Here is a 16,235-nt window from a genome sequence, read left to right on the forward strand (position 1 = left end):
TCCTAGATCGTGTCTTCGAGCGTCCGATAGTTGCTGTATCGATCACTCGTGTAGTCGTCGAACCGGTCGTCGGCGATCGCTTCGCCGATCGCCTCGCTGCTCTCGCCGATCGTGTGCTCCGTCTCGTACCCTAGGACGCGTTCGATCTTCGAGAAGTCGACCTGGTAGCTCCGTTCGTCCTCCTGCTCTCTGTCGAAGTCGATCTCGGCGTCTGGGTACCGCTCGGAGATGATGTACCCGATCTCCTCAATCTGGTAGTTCTGTTCGTTCGATCCGACGTTGAACACCTCGCCGGAGACATCCTCTATCGGGGCCTCGATACAGTCGATGTACGCCTGTGCGGCGTCTGCGACGTGGACGTTCGGTCGGTACTGCTTCCCACCGAAGATCGGGATGGTCCCCTCGGTCTGTGCCTTCGCAGAGAGGATGTTGACAACGAGATCGAACCGCATCCGTGGGGAGAGGCCGTAGACGGTCGCCATACGGAGGATCGTCGGCGAGAAGTTCTCGTCGGACAACTCCGTGAGCGCGCGTTCCGACTGAATCTTCGACTTCGCGTACAGCGAGACCGGGTTCAGCGGTGACTCCTCCGTCAGGAGCGTCTCCGGGTCGTCTGCCTGCCCGTACACGCTGCAGGTGGAGGCGAAGAGAAACCGGTTGATCTGGTGGTACTTCGCGATCCGAGCCGCCAGTGCGGTCGCGTGGTAGTTGACCTCAAGTGTCTCCTGTGGATCGATGCTGGAGGCAGGATCACCGACCAGCGCGCCGAGGTGTACAGCAGCGTCTGCGCCGTTCATAGCGTCCACCAGGTCCTCGATAGACCGCATGTCGCCTTCGATGAACGTGAATCGATCGTCCCCAAAGAACTGCTCTATCCCCGTATCCTCGTACAACAGGTTGTCGAGCACCCTGACGTTGTACCCCTGTGAGAGGAGTTTCTCACACAGGACAGAGCCAATGTAACCCGCACCGCCGATCACGAGTACGGTGTCGACACTGGTCTGGTTCATTCCGCTGGCCGAACTGTCGATCCGTGAAGCGTTCTCGTCAAGGAACGTGATGTCGACAACCTCGTCACCGTCAAGGACAGGGACAGTCAGCGTCCCAAATTCGTCTGTCTTCTGTTCAATCTGTTGTATAGAGACCTTCTCGGACAGGTCGGTATCGTCCCAGTCTGCTTGGATGGCTATTGGATCTGCGGTGGCTACCTCCGATACGGCCGTTGAGAGACTCTGTCCAGATAGAATCCCTCGGCGGATGTCGCCGTCGGTCGCCGTCCCGCGAAGTTCACCGTCTGCGTCGGTGATAAACACGATGCCGAGCCCCGACTTGTCGATCGTCTGCATTGACTCCCGGAGGCTGGTGTCCGGCCGAACACAGACATCCGACAGCGTGATGTTGTCCATTGACGTTCTGTAGTGAGGATACCAACTTATCGCTTTTCGTTTTCGAGTGCCGTCCCGACTGCATCTACGATCCGATCGGTACTCTCCACGGAGAGATTCGGGTGCATCGGGAGAGACAGGACGGTCGAGGCGACGATTTCGGTCGTCGACAGGTCCCCCGAAGGACATTCTTCACCTCGGTAGTAGTCTGTGGCGTGGACAGGTGGGTCCCAGTACACTTTCGAACTGATCCCGTGGTCGTCAAGCACCTTCACGACATACTCTCTGTCTACCCACTCGTCGAACTGGACGGTGTACAACTGGTAGACGTGGCGACCGTTCTCCGGTTGTGGATGCGGAGTGACACCTTCGATGTCCTCGAATCCGTCGTTCAACCGCATCGCGACATCGCGACGTCGCTCGATCAGATCCTCTACCTTGTCTATCTGTGCACATCCGATGCTGGCGACGAGATCAGACATCCGAAGATTCGAGCCCAGGCTCGAATACTGTCCTGTTCCAGCCGACTGGAAGTACTCGCCGCTGGCCCGTCCGTGGGACCTGAACAGTTCGGCTTCGGCGGCGATGTCGTCGTCGTCGGTGATCACGGCACCGCCTTCTCCGGTCGTGATGACCTTGTTCTGACAGAAACTGAGTGCGGCGACGTCTCCGAACGTCCCGAGGTACTCTCCCTCGTGGGTGGCACCGAACGTCTCGGCGGCGTCCTCGACGAGTGGAACATCGTGTCGATCCGTCACACGAAGGAGTCCCTCTAGATCCCCTGCACGGCCGTAGGGATGGACGGTGAGGACGGCGGCGGTGTCTTCGGTGATCTGTGCCTCCACGGCCTCTGGATCGAGTGCGAACGTCTCTGGATCGACATCGGCGAATACAGGTTCTGCCCCAGTTATTTTCACTGAATTTGCAGTAGCTATAAAAGTGAAAGACGGGACGACGACCTCGTCTCCGTCACCGACGCCGAGGCTACGGAGCGCGACGACGAGGGCACTCGTTCCAGAGTTGACCGTGACGGCGTGTTCCGTTCCGAGGTACTCCTCGATCTCGTCTTCGAACTCGGAGACGTACGGTCCTTTCGCCCAGTACCCACCACGCGTGATCGAATCCACAGCGTTCTTTACGTCTTTCTCGTCCCACGCTATCTCGAACAACGGGATGTCCTCTGGCACGGTTATCAGTTGGTCAGTCCGGAGGTATATAACTCCCCACATTCTCCGGAATACAGTGTTCCGGTGTGGCCGTCTCGACGGCGAACGGTCCGCGGTCTCCCCGGACAGTGCCGCCACCGGCCCGACCCCACGGCTGGTGAGTGGCTACCGGACGACTTGCAGTGCTCGGAGAACAACGACTCCGTGAACAACCTGCTCGCAGACGATAGCTGAATACACGACGATTCTGTTGTGACAACAAAATAACAGTCGATCTCTCCGATCCGACCCGCCTGTCTACGTCTCTATCCGATCAGGTGGTGACTACACCCTCCGAAGACTTCATTTACACCTGCAGGCAAGTGGTGCTCATGGCCGACGGTTCCCAGACAGTATCGTGGTCGACTCTCTTGGTCGTTCTCTGTGTCCTCACGGTCACGGCCGCTGCCCCCGTCGTGGGGGAGATTTCTGGGCGACTGACAGGTTCGCCGTCGCAACCGCTTCAGGCGAGTGACGCGACGATCAGCGGCGATATGCAGATACAACGGAGTAGTTTCGGCGCGGAAACGTACCACTTGAGTGAGATACAGATACGTCTATCCGACCTGAGCGGTGAGGGTGTACTCGTCGTACAGATTGGCATCCCCAAATTGAACAGATACGTGCTGACTTGGAAACGAAACGTGAGCGTCTCGACGCCGACGGACAGGCTGGTGCGGTACCAACCACTGGTGGAGCTTCACCCGGATCGGGTCACCGACGACGTGTACGGGGCAAGTATAACGGTCCGGCTCCGGTCGGACGGCGCGACGACACTCATCGCAGAGCGAAACATCCGCATGGAGGTAGTCGGCTGATGTTCCGCCTCGTGATAGCGAAGGTGACAGACAGTCTCACCACCGGATGGCTCCGCGGTGGGACCACCGACGAAGACGACGTAGAGCGGTCGATTCGGAGGCTGAAGTCCGCCTTGTTCTCGGACGACCTCGGCCTCTTGGTATTCCTCACCTCTGTTCTGTTCTTCACCCTCGTCCTCCGACTAAGCGTGTCGATAAACGACTCTTACGCCGTCTCCAACACGTTACTAGCTGTCTCCGACGGGACTGTGTTCCTCACAGACTTCGTCCTCGGCCCGGAGTCTGGCGCACAGCCGGGAATTTCGCGGACAGAGACACGACTGGTGGGACGCAACTACGGCCAAGTTTTCCTGACTCTTCCGGTGTACTTGCTACTCTCTGGACTCTCGTTGGTGTTCGAACTTCACGCCGTTCTCCTCGGGATGTGGGCACTGCTACTGTACGCAACCCTCATTGTTGCTGCTCGATACACGGGGGTTGGTAGTGCGCCGAAAGTTGGGATCCTCACGATAGGGGTGCTGGTCGCGAACGTTGCTGTCGCGACTCCGGTATCGGAGCGTCTGACGAGTTACATCTCGCTCCAGCTCACTACGATGATCGCGGCAGGTTTTATTGGTGTTGTACTGTACAAATTGTTCCGTCGAGAGCTGGGTGACCGTACCGCCGCGATGGTTGGACTACTCGGAACTATCGGGACACCCATCGGCTTCTTCAGTACGATCCCGAAGCGACACACGTTCTCGGCGTTGTTTCTCCTTTTAGCGATGTTTACTCTCTACCGTTCTGGAGTGGTGGAGAACGATCACAGACGACATGTCTACAAGATGTGTGCGTACGCGACGGTGGGTGCAATGACCTGGATACACGCCCCAGAGGGATTCATCCTTCTGATCAGCGTCGGGATCGCCGATCTCACCACACCAGGGTCACTCCGGCCGAAGGATATTGCCTTCTCGGCCACCGGGCTCTGCCTCTCGTTGGTGCCGTTCTTTCTGACCAACACCCTCATCTCCGGCAATCCACTCCAGCCTCCGAGACTGTTGGAGGGGTATAAAGGGGAGGGGTTGGAAGCACCACCAGAACCCGGTACAGGTGGCGAACCGGGTAACGGGACGCCCAAAGGTGGCACACCAGGGGACGGAGAGTCCGAAGGTGGCACACCGGGTCCCCCCGGTGGGGAAGACCCCTCTTCGCCCGGAACTGGTATCGTCGAGAGGTTCCGATCGGTACTGCTCGGTGTTACTTCACTCGTTTACCGTCTAGTCCTGACGACAGTAGAGCTCGGTGAAAAGGTGCTCTCGATGGTCGGATCCCTCGCTGAGATCGTCGTAGGACGGATCGGTTCTTCCCTATCGATCGTCTACGATGGGGACAGACTCTGGAAGCTGTTCGGTCGTCGTGGATTCATGGAATCGGTTCCGGTCGGGAAGCATCGACCGGTGAATCTCTCCCTGACAGAGTCGATGCCGGCACTGGGTCTACTCGTGGGCATCGTATCCCACGGGACTCGGACAGGCCGGACGGACCTCCGACGGTGGCGTCACTCGCCGTACTTTCCGGCTGACATGGCTGCAGTGGTCTACTCTGGGTTACTCCTCCTGCTTGCACTCCCATCGCTTCCCATTCATACGAGCCTCACCGTGCGGTATCTACACCCACTGTACGCGGTTGGACTCTACGCGGTCGTCCGGCTGCCACTCGGTCGAAGTCTGTTGAAAGAGTACCCTCGTCACCTGTGGCACTCGTATCTCGTCTCGGTAGCTGTCTTCACGGCGGTGTCTACAATTCTCGTCCCCCAACTCGTGACCGTCCCAGGTGAAGCAGTCCAACTGTACGCGTCGGTCGCCTTTGGCTTGGCCGTCGCGTTGACACTCTTCACTGCCGGAGTATCATTCCGTCGGTCGCGACGCGGGACGATTGCGATTGCAATTCTCACCGGTAGTGCCTTCGGTCTCGTGACGACGTACCTCGTCTGTGTGAGTCTGGTCGTGTTCGGGCCGGAACCGAACGCAGTTCCGATCGTCGAGGAACTGTCGAAAGTCGTTGGGCTTTGAGTAGTCGACTAGAGCGATCTAGTCGCTGGCGCTTCGGCGGTAAGGACCGTCTCCACTGAGGTTCGAGGGTTGCCCGCTCGTCGAGTAGCTCGCCCACCCGCTGAGATCGTTCACGTCTCATCTGGTGGGGACTCAACCGACGAACTCTCCGCGTACACGTTGCTCACATCATCTCGACGAGAGAGCGATCGGGTGAGGACCTCTGCGAACGTCGGCACGTGATCGAAACCGCTCACCTTTCACACCGGGGGCACCAATGAAGAGAACGCTCCAATTCCGAGCCTCTCACAGACGAACGACGTGTGACGCGTGTGCTCCCTTCGTGGCATTTCGAGTGTCGAAGACGAGTGTCGCTGCATCGACGATGGCGTCGATGTCGACTGCGGTGTGGTCCGTGAGGAGTAACACACAGTCGGCCTCACTCACTCGGCCTGGCGTGGGTGGGACAGAAGTGAACGTCTGCTCGCCGATATTGACCTCCGGAACGTGTGGATCGTGGTATTGGATGTTCGCGTCCCAGTCCTCAAGTTCCGCGATGATATCGATTGCAGGAGACTCACGAACGTCGGACACGTCTTTTTTATATGAAACCCCGACTATGAACACATCCGAGTTCGAGAGGGAGACACCCCGCTCGTTGAGTAACTTGACGACCCGCCGGACTACGTGGTCGGGCATCTCTCGGTTGACCGTGTCGGCTAACGAGATGAAGCGGGTGTCGATGCCCTGTTGATCTGCCTTCCAAGAGAGATACAGTGGATCAACTGGTATGCAGTGACCACCGAGGCCGGGGCCTGGATAGAACGGCATGAAACCGAAAGGTTTGGTCTTTGCGGCCTCAATAGTGTCCCAGATGTCAACGTCAAGTTGGTGTGCGATCTGTGCGAGTTCGTTTATCAAACCAATGTTGACTGCACGGAACGTATTTTCCAGCAGCTTTACGAACTCTGCTTCCGTCGCAGACCCCACGCGCACGATTTCCTCGAAGACGGGACTGTACAGTGCCTCTGCCCGGGTGCCACACTCCGGGGTAACTCCACCGAGTACCTTCGGGATGTCTGTCGGGCTGAACACGTCGTTACCAGGGTCGATACGCTCGGGAGAGAAAGCAAGATAGACGTCCTCTCCGACGGACATTCCGGTGTCTTCGAAGATGTCGCTGACGACCTCCTTCGTCGCACCCGGATACACTGTGCTCTCGAGGATGATCGTACAACCCTCGGGGACGACAGTAGCGAGTCGTTCGACGGCATCGACGACGAACGACAGATCTGGGGCATCGGTCTTCCGCAGCGGCGTCGGAACACAGATTGACACGCCATCGACATCGGCGAGGTCCTCGTAGTCTGTGGTGAGTGTCAGACCATTACGGACAGCTTCGGCAACACGGTCGTCGGTGACATCGCTCACCGTCGACTCACCGCTGTGAAGCGTCTCGATCTTGTCTGCGTCAATGTCGAGACCGACCACGTCGTACCCCGCACTCTGCATCGTGAGTGCCAGCGGGAGGCCCACATACCCTAACCCGACGATGCCGACACGCGTTTGCTGCTCCATGCCGCAGTCGAATGGTCCACGAGAATTTAGTGTATTGTTTTTCTAACTCGCCCACGACTGTCGGCACCGGCAGTTCGAATCAGCCGGTAGCCTACTGGATGTTGACTGGCGTGGTGGCTCTGCCGAGCACTGGGGAACCGTGTCCGACGGACGGGGCGGCGCTGCGACACCGGTCGAGTCTGTCTCGGTGTTCCGACAGACCTCGACTCCGGACGAATCTCCCGGCAACAGAGTTCGTAAGAGTAAAGTATTCCAGTACGACACCCAGTATTACACGTGCTGTTGTCGGCACGGAGAGTCTCTAGTCGAACCAGTTCGCCTCTTGAGCACACACGACTCTGGTGTGTGTTCTGGGGTACCCGGCAGTGGGAGACGAACGTGGCTCCCGTCCGCCCGAGGCTAACCGGTCGTCGTCCGGTGAAAATCACACGTACCTAGATACATATGAACGATGACGTCACTCGTCGAGACAAGATGTCGGCTCTCTGGCGAGCCGTACAGTACCAGCCTAAGGTCGTCGCCGGGACTATCGCTGCAAGTGTTGTCGCGGCGTTACTAGAGGGTATCGGTATCGGGTTCATTTTCCCGATCGTCGAACTGGCGAGGGGTTCGAAAGATCTGTCACAGACGACAGGAGTCCTCGGTGTCTTCGCAGACGTTTACACGGCACTCGGTGTACCGCTCACCCTCGGGTATCTGGTCGCCGGTGTCGCCCTGATCCTCACCGTGCGATACTTAATGAGCTTCCTCGTCCGGTGGCTTCGGGGTGCGATACAGGTTTACTACCACCGCCACCTCCAACGACGCGCGTTCGAAGGGTCACTGTCGGCTCAGGTCGGATACTTCGACAGGCGTGGCTCCGATGACGTTCTCAACATGATCGTCACGGAGGCGCACCATGCCAGTCGCGCGCTTCGTCGTATCGTCCGGTTCGTCGAACAGGGGTTCCTCACGACGATGTACTTCGCCGTCGCCCTCTACATGGCTCCGGTGTTGACGCTCGGTGCCGGCGGCGTCTTCGCCGTGATAACGCTCGTGTTTCGGAATCTCGTTGCCGACGGGTATGAGATTGGCGATCAGGTCGCCGAGACCAACGAGCAGATACAGACGAACGCTCAGGCAGGCGTACAGGGAATCCGTGACGTGAAGCTGTTCGGGATGGAGAGCGAGATAGCCGACAGGTTCAACGACGCCCTGGACAGGTTCGCCGCCGGAATGACGAAGCACTTCAGGAACCAAGCCGCGATACAGAACTTCTATCAGTTCTTGACGGCCATCTCCGTGTTCGTACTGATCTACGTCGCCCTGACCTTCTTCGATCTCTCTCTCGGCGCGCTCGGCGTGTTCCTGTTCGCGATCTTCCGGTTGGGTCCACGACTGAGCTCGATGAACAGCCTGCTGTACCAGATCAACGGGGATCTGCCACACCTCGTCCGAACACAACGTTCGACCGATACACTCGAAGAGCGTGCGGAACCACAGACCGGGGAAGAGCCCGTCCCGGACGACATCGAACGTGTGGAGTTCGAGGACATCTCGTTTGCGTACCGCGAAGAGAACGTCCTCGACGGAGTCTCCTTCAGTTTCGAACGAGGCGACTTCGTCGCGTTCGTCGGCACGTCTGGTGCCGGGAAGTCGACACTCGTGTCGTTGCTCGCAAGGCTGTACGCTCCCGACACCGGAACGATTCGGGCGAACGGGACGCCGATCGAGCAGTTCGACATCGCAGAGTGGCGGTCGAACATCGCAGTCGTCAGACAGGACCCGTACATCTTCAACGACACTCTCGAACGTAACATCACGATCGGCGACCGTGACGCGACGCGGGAGGAGGTCGAACGGGTCTGTGAGATTGCACGGGTGACACAGTTCCTCGACGACCTCCAGAACGGTTACGAGACCAACCTCGGCGACGACGGGGTCAGGCTCTCGGGCGGACAGCGACAGCGTGTCGCACTCGCACGGGCACTGCTGAAGGACACCGACCTGATCGTACTCGACGAGGCGACGAGCGACCTCGACACGGGGATCGAGCAGGAGGTTCAGTCGGCAATCGAGTCGATGGATCGAGACGCCGCCATACTCACCATTGCTCATCGGCTGTCGACCGTCAGGAACGCGGATTGCATCTACACGATGGAGGACGGGCAGATAACCGAATCGGGACCCCACGAGACGCTGATGTCGAGAGACGGGCCGTACGCCGAACTCTACACGACACAACACTGAACGGCCCACTGTCCGTGGATACCCACGTAGGACACCGAATTTGGAGACGAGCGTCGTGCTTCCTGCGGATCGACGAACACTCCGAGACGTACGCTCTCGGGAACAGACACTTCGAAGACGCGCGCCTCATCCTCCAGTCTTCGTCTGAATGCCACCAAACACGTATCAGCCACCTCGACACTAATCAGACTCTCGTCTCAGTGCGGTTCCACAACAGCGGATAAGCAGATACCACTCTCACTCTGCGGTTCTCTGGGTTACGCGAATTACTGTGGCCACGTTCCTTGCGATTGAGTCTTGTGACTCGACACGGTGACGATCGACATAGGTCAGAGCCGTAATGTGGTCCGGTTCACCGTGTGGTAAGATCTGGGACTCGAGGACACGGTCGGTGGGGTCGAATCGCCCTCCGGCCCCCTAGTCGGGGTACAGCGAACTCCAGTCGCGCTCTGAACGTGGTACAGTCGGTTCAGATATCCAGGTACGCACGTGACAGAACGAGCTCGATATTGAGCACTCGGATCGGCATATACACGTCTGGATAGGACGTGAAGACCGGCGAGTCGGCAGCCTCGAACACCTCCCGGTACAACTTCTCAATCGACCGGCTGTCGACTCCGAGTTCGTTGAGCAGGACCGACCTCGACGGGTCAACCAGTCGTTCGTTGCGCTTCAGAAGTGTCGACCGCTTCGACTCCGACCACGACCTGTCCGGAAGAGATCCGATAGACTCGTGGTACGGTTGATTGAGTGCGGACCGAGTCTCGTCGTATATTTCCTTCTTCGGGTGTCTCGCTCTGTCCATCCTGTTCTCGTTGGACAGGAAGTAGGACACGGACGGCCCCCAAGAGAACGGTGCCTCGACAGGACTACCCGTAGACGCCGGGAACTTCGACAGGTGGGCCAACGTGTTTTGCCCATTCATGATATACATCAGTCTCCTAATCGTCTCGTACGTGTTTGTCCCCGCATCAATCCGGAGGAACCGTTCGATTTCTTCCCGTATGAAATCGATATCGAACGACGAGTCAAGTTCCGTGATCGTCGCCTCGGACACTACGTCTGAGTTGAACCGCAGCTCCGAGCCGACGTAGTTCGGCCGCCCGGACGTCAGTAGTCCAGTGAAGATTCCAGCCTCGTCCGGGTCGGTGCTGTACTTCTCACTGTAGTGGTAGTTCCGCGGGTTGTACTTTTTTTCTGGGAAGTCGTCTCCGCGTACTCTCCGGCCGAGTCGGTACAGCCGCGGGGCGAGAAGCAGGTACAACCGACGGAACAACTCGTTCTCGGTGTAGTTGCGGGTGAACGGGAGGTTCACCCCGAAACGCGCGAGAGAGCCGAACATCTGGCTCACCGACTGCTCCGAGAGACTCTGATAGGTCCTCTGATTCCGCATCTTCAACATCGACAGGTTGTCGGCGTTCTGACCGTAGATGAACACCTCCTCCTCGTCCGCGTACGACTCCGAGACGTAGTACGTCGGGGAGTACGGCGGGACGATGTCCTGTGACATCAATTCCTCTATCCGCTCGGCTGATCCCTCGTCCAGCGGCCTCGGAGAGTCCACGACATCGTGATCGAACCCCAGCTGCTCGGCCATCCTCCGACCGGCCACGGGCGCAGGGTCGTATCCGGGGCCGAAGTCGAACGTCACCGCTCTGAACGAGATCTCCGATTCGTTCAGGAAGCATCCTAACGCCGTACTGTCGGCACCGCCCGAGAGACACAGTATCACCTCACGGTCTGCGAGCGCGTCGAGGAGCATCCCCTTCGCCTCCTCGAAGCTCTCGGGGGACCCCTCACCGGAGATGTACGTCTGCATCTCCCACCCGTGCCCATTCCCCGTCACCACGACGCCGGGCGGAATCCGGCTCACTTGCTCGAAGACGGTCGACAGTGGCGGTCGTTCCTCCAGATGTCTGGCGACGTACGACCGGTATCGGTTCAGGTCGACCGACAGTTCCGCCGGGGGAACCTTCGATACTGCCTCCGACAGCGTGTCGGTGATGTGTAGTTCCTCACCGCAGTCAACTAAGTGCCCACCCGAATATGCCGTCGACGTGACCACCGTGACTCGGTCACCGGACGCATCGATCAGGAGGTAGTTCCCACACGACTGGGTCCGCTCTGAGGCCAGAAAGTCCTCTCGAGAGTCGCGGTACCGGTCGATCAGCTGCTCTTCGGTCGCGTGATACGGTGTCCCGACGACAGCGTACTCGCCGTCGACCGTGCTGTTCTGTCGTCGCTCGCCTTCGTACGAGACACTTAGGTCGGCTTTGTCTATCATCGTTTTGTCCTGTGGCCGCGCTACTCCGCAGTGAGTCCTCGTTGGGAACCTGTACCGAGACACGAGTGTCGGGACGGTTGCACTGTAATCACTCCTCTCTCATCCCGTAGTAGAGCTTGTTGTCGTACGACTTGAAACTCTCTGCGAGGTTCTGTAACTGTGTGTCGTCTCGAATCTCGTCGTAGGATTCGATCGTCAGGAATCGGTCCTCCTCCGCTTCGGTGAGTCCCTGCGGGTGGAGACTCTCGAAGTGAACCGGTCGGTCGATGAAGAAGTTGTACGTGTACTTCAACGCTCGTAGACGAGCCGCCTCCGACAAGTCGAGTGTCGCCGGGTCCGTCGTGAGGAGGTCGAAGTACTCCTCTCTCGTACTCGCATCGTGTGTGAACCCCTTGCCGGTGTAGTGGGCGTCCCCGACTGCGATGACGGGGTTCCCCTTGTACGCACTTTCTAGACCCGCAGTCGATGTCATCGCCAGTGTGACGTCCGTGAAGTCGATCAAATCGTACGTGTTGATCTCCGTCTCTGGCGGTAACACCGTCACACTCGACGGCAGTGAATCGTACCTGGCGTCGATGAGGCTCCCGACACCTTGGTTGGTGCCGCGGACTTTCTCTGCCGGGTGTGTCTTGACGATCAGCTGATCGTCGCGGTCCTCGAACGCGTCGATCGTCTCGAACACCCACTCGTTGTGATCTTCGAACACTCTGGAGACACGCTTCGCCACCGCAGCGTCCCACAGGATGTGTGTAAACAGCACGTAGACGTTGTGCTCCCGTGTGTCGAGACCGAGTTGTGTGGCGATGTCGGTCCCGCGTCTGGCGTACTGCTGATAGGTCGCAGACTCGAATCGTTCGGCCATGAACGAGTCTAGTTCCTCTAGTTGGTCGTCATCCAAGTCTCTGGCTTCGACCTCTTCCCAGCCCTCTTCGGACATATAACTCACGAGCGGGCGGTCGCCTTTGTTGAACAGGAAGCCGTTTCCCCACCCGAAGACTGGATCGGCGACACCGAGGATGTTCTTGTCGTGTGCGTCCAGGTACTCGAAGGACCCTCTCGCCGGGAGACCCGGGCCCATGTTTATGACCGCGTAGTCGTAGCCGAAGCGTCGGTTTGCCCCCTGTGCGGCCTGCCACGCGATCTCTCCAGCTCTCTGGTACTGTTCGAGGAGTCGCCGGTGGTAGGGGTCGTCCTCGTCCGTCTCGGCGATCCTGAGTTTCCCCTTGACAGACCCCTCCGCGTACCGCGACAGTCTGTCGCTGACTTCTTCCGGGACCTCCGATCCGCTCTCGGCGAGTTCTCCGACACCGTGGTGCTGTATCCCGAAAACGTCTGCCAACTTGTCCGACTTCTTGACGCACTCCACACAGTCCGCCTCACTGTTTTTTTTGCCGCATATCGGGAGTGCCTTGTCTCCGAAAAGAAAGATTGACCCGATCCCGTTCTGGTAGAGTGCGTGAGCCAGCACAGCTTTGAATACGGTCCGGTGGTTCTCTGGGGCAAAGTCTGGGAACAGAGCGACGTGTTCGGTCTGTGAGTTGTCGATCTCCGGGAAATCGATACGTTCTATCTCCCGCCGAATCGAAGGGTCCAGCGGCCGAAGACCGTAGTAGACCTCCGACAGGTACCGTTCAGTCGCTTTCGACTGGAGAACGGGACCGAGAATATCCTTGATCTCTTTGACGAGAGAGTCAACTGCCATTTGGCGGTATTGTGTCGAACTGACGTATATGCTTATCGGAGTCACGGATCGGATGCTCACCGGGGTGTTCCCTCTCACGTCCAGTGTCCTCACCCTATCAAAAGGTATAGAACCAGCGCCCTTTTTGTGTCGGTGCATGTGTGGCATCATCGGAGAGATATCTTCCGAGCCGGTCGATCTATCCACCTTCTGTCGTATGCGTGATGAACTTTCACATAGAGGTCCCGACGGGTCTGGCCTCTACACTAGCGCGGACGAACGAGTCGCACTCGGGTTTCGCCGTCTCGCGATCATCGATCTGAGTGACGACGGGATGCAACCGATGGCGAACGAAGACGAGTCTTTGTATCTCTTGTTCAACGGTGAAATCTACAACTACCAGTCGCTTCGCTCGGAACTCGTCGACGCCGGACACGTCTTCTCCAGTGAGACGGACTCGGAAGTCATCCTCCACGGTTACGAGGAGTGGGGTGAAGCAGTGCTCAACCGACTCCGAGGGATGTTCGCCTTCGCCATCTGGGACGAGTCCGAGGGTTCTCTCTTCGCAGCTCGTGATCCATTCGGTATCAAGCCACTGTACTTCTACGATGGCGAGGATCGATTCGTGTTCTCCTCGGAATTAAAAGGTATCCTCGCCGACTCGTCGATCGATCGAACGCTCTCAACACAGGGCGTCCAGAGCTACCTGAAGTACGGGTACGTCCCGGCACCGCTGACGATATGGGAGAACATGTCGAAACTCGTACCGGGGGAGTACCTCCGGTACGACGGCCACACGGTCGAGACCGAGTCCTACTGGTCCCCGACGGACTACCTCGACGAGCGATCACCACCGTACCCAGAGGCGGTCTCCGAACTTCAACGGATCCTCAACGACTCGGTAGATCATCACCTCGTGAGTGATGTTCCCCTGAGTGTACTCCTCAGTGGTGGTGTCGATTCGAGCACGATAGCGGCACTCGCGGTCGACGAGGCTTCGGGTCTGTCCGCGTTCTCAATGGGGTTCGACGGCGGGGACGACGAGCTCAATGCGGCCAGAGAGGTCGCCTCGTTGTTGGGTGTCGATCAGACTCGAGACGTTCTGGACTCGGATGCACTCGAGTCGCTCCTCGATGAGGTGTTCTACCACTTCGACGAACCACTCGCCGATACGTCTATATTCCCGACGTTTCTGCTCATGGAGAGCGTCAGTGACCACTTCAAGGTAGTGTTGTCTGGGGACGGCGGTGACGAACTGTTCGCCGGGTACAACTGGTACGACCGGTACGCACGGTACAAGCGGTTCAACCGACTCTCTCCGATCTTCTCTCTCGTGACCGAGGGACTGGATTCGCTCTCCAGTGATGTCGGGATTTCGCTCGTCCAGTCGCTCAAGTGGCGCGCCTCTCTGGCCAGCAAGAGTGGTCTCGACCAGTACGTTTCGGCGAAGGGTGCGACCTTCTCCTCCGACGAATTGACCACGCTCCTGGACGGTCGATTCGGGCGAGACACCGACACGACGGCAGTTGAGCGATACGAAGTCGAGTGGTCGACTATCAAAGGGGCACAGTGTTTCGACATGCGGACCTTCCTGCCCAGTATCCTCACGAAGGTTGATCGCGCGAGCATGGCGAACTCCGTCGAAGCACGCGTTCCGTTGCTCGACCGGGAGGTGGCCGAATACGCCCTGTCACTCGACGGGAGCTACCACTACAATCGGGGCGAGAAGAAGCGACTCCTCCGGTCCGTCTCGCGTGAGATCCTCCCGGACAGGGTCGTCGACCGACCGAAGTCTGGGTTTGGGGCACCACTCGAATCGATGGACTTCTTTAGCGAGAACATCGACGCCCTCGAAGCGTCTCGGGCCGCGGAGGACGGCATCTTCGATCAGAACACACTCGACTCGTACTTGACCGACGACTCACCGCGCCAGAAGCTGTTCCGACTCCTGATCTTCGAACTGTGGTACCGACGGTGGCGTCAGACTGACTGACGTAGCCGTGTGCTGGCGTGTCGCCGTGTGGAAAGTGTTGCTCGTTCGTCTCTCCAGGTAGAGAGATGAATACATTTTTCCCGGACTCCGACTCAGGTGGGCACACAAGACGGCGACGCGTAGCCCGATGGCCATCTCGTGTGTTTCGATCATGAATTTCAGCCACACGTCAAAGATAGCAGAACTGAACAAACGCATCAACCACTGGCACGCCGGTGTCGACTACAACGCGGCTGGGACACACATCTTCGAGGAAGACTGGGACAACCTCGTCATTCTGGACGCCTGTCGGTTCGACGTCTTCTCCGCTCACCACCCGTTCGAAGGGAGGTTAGAGTCACGAATCTCCCGCGGCAGCACGACCAAGGAGTTCATCAGAGCGAACTTCCGGGAGGAACGACGGCTCGACACTGCGTACCTGTCAGACAACGGGTGGTACGGTCGTCTGTTCGAGCAACTCGACTCTCACCTGTACGATTTTCAGTTGTGTTCCCGTGATGCCTTCGACGGTGCGGTCTCACATCCAACGACCGTGACGGACGCGGCGAGAGCGTACACACAGGAGCACCCGAACAAACGGCTGATAGTCCACTACCTCCAGCCCCACGACCCGTACTTCGATCGGAACGGAGACGAGCGGTTCGCCCTCGTCTCCTCTGACCCCCGGGAGTTGGCACAAGCGGGCTACTCGGCCGAGACCATCGCAGACGCCTATATCGAGAGTTTCGAGTACGTCGCCACGGAGGTTCAGAAGCTCCTCAAGGAGCTCCACGGGAAAACGGTCATCACAGCAGATCACGGGGAACTGCTCGGCGAGCGAATGCGACCCATCCCGGCACGCTGCTTCGAACATCCCGAGGGGGTCTACGTCGACGAACTAGTCAAGGTTCCGTGGTTCATCGCCGACTTCGACGAGCGGAAGACCATCCAACCCGCCTCGGAACCGACCGACTGGGAGTATACGGATCCGCATCTAGACGATGTCGAGTCTCAACTGGAGCAGTTGGGATACCTGTGACTCCGACCGAC

Annotated in this window: 10 protein-coding genes; 5 read left to right on the plus strand and 5 right to left on the minus strand. The window is 58.5% G+C overall.

Annotation, left to right across the window (positions count from 1 at the left end):
• Nucleotides 1–2: 2 nt before the first annotated feature.
• Both RYH80_RS06975 and RYH80_RS06980 read right to left on the minus strand, forming a co-directional pair.
• A complete protein-coding gene (locus tag RYH80_RS06975; protein WP_370903132.1) occupies nucleotides 3–1,406 on the minus strand; it encodes an NAD-dependent epimerase/dehydratase family protein in 1,404 nt (467 codons plus the stop codon).
• A 26-nt stretch (nucleotides 1,407–1,432) separates the two neighbouring features.
• Nucleotides 1,433–2,572 carry a DegT/DnrJ/EryC1/StrS family aminotransferase gene (locus RYH80_RS06980; RefSeq protein WP_370903133.1) on the minus strand — a complete coding sequence of 380 codons (1,140 nt, stop codon included), beginning with the start codon at nucleotides 2,570–2,572 and terminating at the stop codon, nucleotides 1,433–1,435.
• A gap of 350 nt (nucleotides 2,573–2,922) precedes the next feature.
• Here RYH80_RS06980 and RYH80_RS06985 point away from each other — a divergent pair, with 350 nt between their 5' ends.
• The gene (locus RYH80_RS06985; protein ID WP_370903134.1) at nucleotides 2,923–3,408 is read left to right on the plus strand and encodes a hypothetical protein; all 486 of its coding nucleotides are present in this window, start codon (nucleotides 2,923–2,925) and stop codon (nucleotides 3,406–3,408) included.
• The gene (locus RYH80_RS06990) at nucleotides 3,408–5,462 is read left to right on the plus strand and encodes a hypothetical protein (RefSeq protein WP_370903135.1); all 2,055 of its coding nucleotides are present in this window, start codon (nucleotides 3,408–3,410) and stop codon (nucleotides 5,460–5,462) included. The genes RYH80_RS06985 and RYH80_RS06990 overlap by 1 nt, the downstream gene beginning before the upstream one ends.
• 285 nt (nucleotides 5,463–5,747) lie before the next feature.
• Here RYH80_RS06990 and RYH80_RS06995 read toward each other — a convergent pair whose 3' ends face one another.
• The gene (locus RYH80_RS06995) at nucleotides 5,748–7,019 is read right to left on the minus strand and encodes a nucleotide sugar dehydrogenase (protein WP_370903136.1); all 1,272 of its coding nucleotides are present in this window, start codon (nucleotides 7,017–7,019) and stop codon (nucleotides 5,748–5,750) included.
• Between the two features lie 474 nt (nucleotides 7,020–7,493).
• On the opposite strand from RYH80_RS06995, the gene RYH80_RS07000 reads away from it, so the two are divergent.
• Nucleotides 7,494–9,248 carry an ABC transporter ATP-binding protein gene (locus RYH80_RS07000; RefSeq protein ID WP_370903137.1) on the plus strand — a complete coding sequence of 585 codons (1,755 nt, stop codon included), beginning with the start codon at nucleotides 7,494–7,496 and terminating at the stop codon, nucleotides 9,246–9,248.
• 469 nt (nucleotides 9,249–9,717) lie between these two features.
• Here RYH80_RS07000 and RYH80_RS07005 read toward each other — a convergent pair whose 3' ends face one another.
• Entirely contained in the window at nucleotides 9,718–11,532 is a 1,815-nt protein-coding gene (locus RYH80_RS07005) for an asparagine synthase-related protein (RefSeq protein ID WP_370903138.1), read from the minus strand.
• Nucleotides 11,533–11,620: 88 nt separating this feature from the next.
• A complete protein-coding gene (locus RYH80_RS07010; RefSeq protein WP_370903139.1) occupies nucleotides 11,621–13,234 on the minus strand; it encodes a capsular polysaccharide export protein, LipB/KpsS family in 1,614 nt (537 codons plus the stop codon).
• Between RYH80_RS07010 and asnB the strand changes: the two genes are divergently transcribed.
• Together asnB and RYH80_RS07020 are read left to right on the plus strand one after the other, a co-directional pair.
• Entirely contained in the window at nucleotides 13,203–15,206 is a 2,004-nt protein-coding gene (gene asnB / locus RYH80_RS07015; RefSeq protein ID WP_370903140.1) for an asparagine synthase (glutamine-hydrolyzing), read from the plus strand. The genes RYH80_RS07010 and asnB overlap by 32 nt on opposite strands.
• A gap of 151 nt (nucleotides 15,207–15,357) precedes the next feature.
• Complete coding sequence (locus tag RYH80_RS07020; protein WP_370903141.1) at nucleotides 15,358–16,224, plus strand: alkaline phosphatase family protein; 867 nt, start codon at nucleotides 15,358–15,360, stop codon at nucleotides 16,222–16,224.
• Nucleotides 16,225–16,235: the final 11 nt, after the last annotated feature.

The organism is Halobaculum sp. MBLA0147 (assembly GCF_041361345.1).
In the GTDB taxonomy this organism is placed as follows: Archaea; Halobacteriota; Halobacteria; order Halobacteriales; family Haloferacaceae; genus JAHENP01.

What these genes read in the sequence shown, in the direction of transcription:
- RYH80_RS06985 (WP_370903134.1), top strand. Translation starts at nt 2,923, where the DNA reads ATGGCCGACGGTTCCCAGACAGTATCGTGGTCGACTCTCTTGGTCGTT.
- RYH80_RS06975 (WP_370903132.1), bottom strand. Translation starts at nt 1,406, where the DNA reads ATGGACAACATCACGCTGTCGGATGTCTGTGTTCGGCCGGACACCAGC.
- RYH80_RS07005 (WP_370903138.1), bottom strand. Translation starts at nt 11,532, where the DNA reads ATGATAGACAAAGCCGACCTAAGTGTCTCGTACGAAGGCGAGCGACGA.
- RYH80_RS07010 (WP_370903139.1), bottom strand. Translation starts at nt 13,234, where the DNA reads ATGGCAGTTGACTCTCTCGTCAAAGAGATCAAGGATATTCTCGGTCCC.
- RYH80_RS06990 (WP_370903135.1), top strand. Translation starts at nt 3,408, where the DNA reads ATGTTCCGCCTCGTGATAGCGAAGGTGACAGACAGTCTCACCACCGGA.
- RYH80_RS07000 (WP_370903137.1), top strand. Translation starts at nt 7,494, where the DNA reads ATGTCGGCTCTCTGGCGAGCCGTACAGTACCAGCCTAAGGTCGTCGCC.
- RYH80_RS07020 (WP_370903141.1), top strand. Translation starts at nt 15,358, where the DNA reads ATGAATTTCAGCCACACGTCAAAGATAGCAGAACTGAACAAACGCATC.
- RYH80_RS06995 (WP_370903136.1), bottom strand. Translation starts at nt 7,019, where the DNA reads ATGGAGCAGCAAACGCGTGTCGGCATCGTCGGGTTAGGGTATGTGGGC.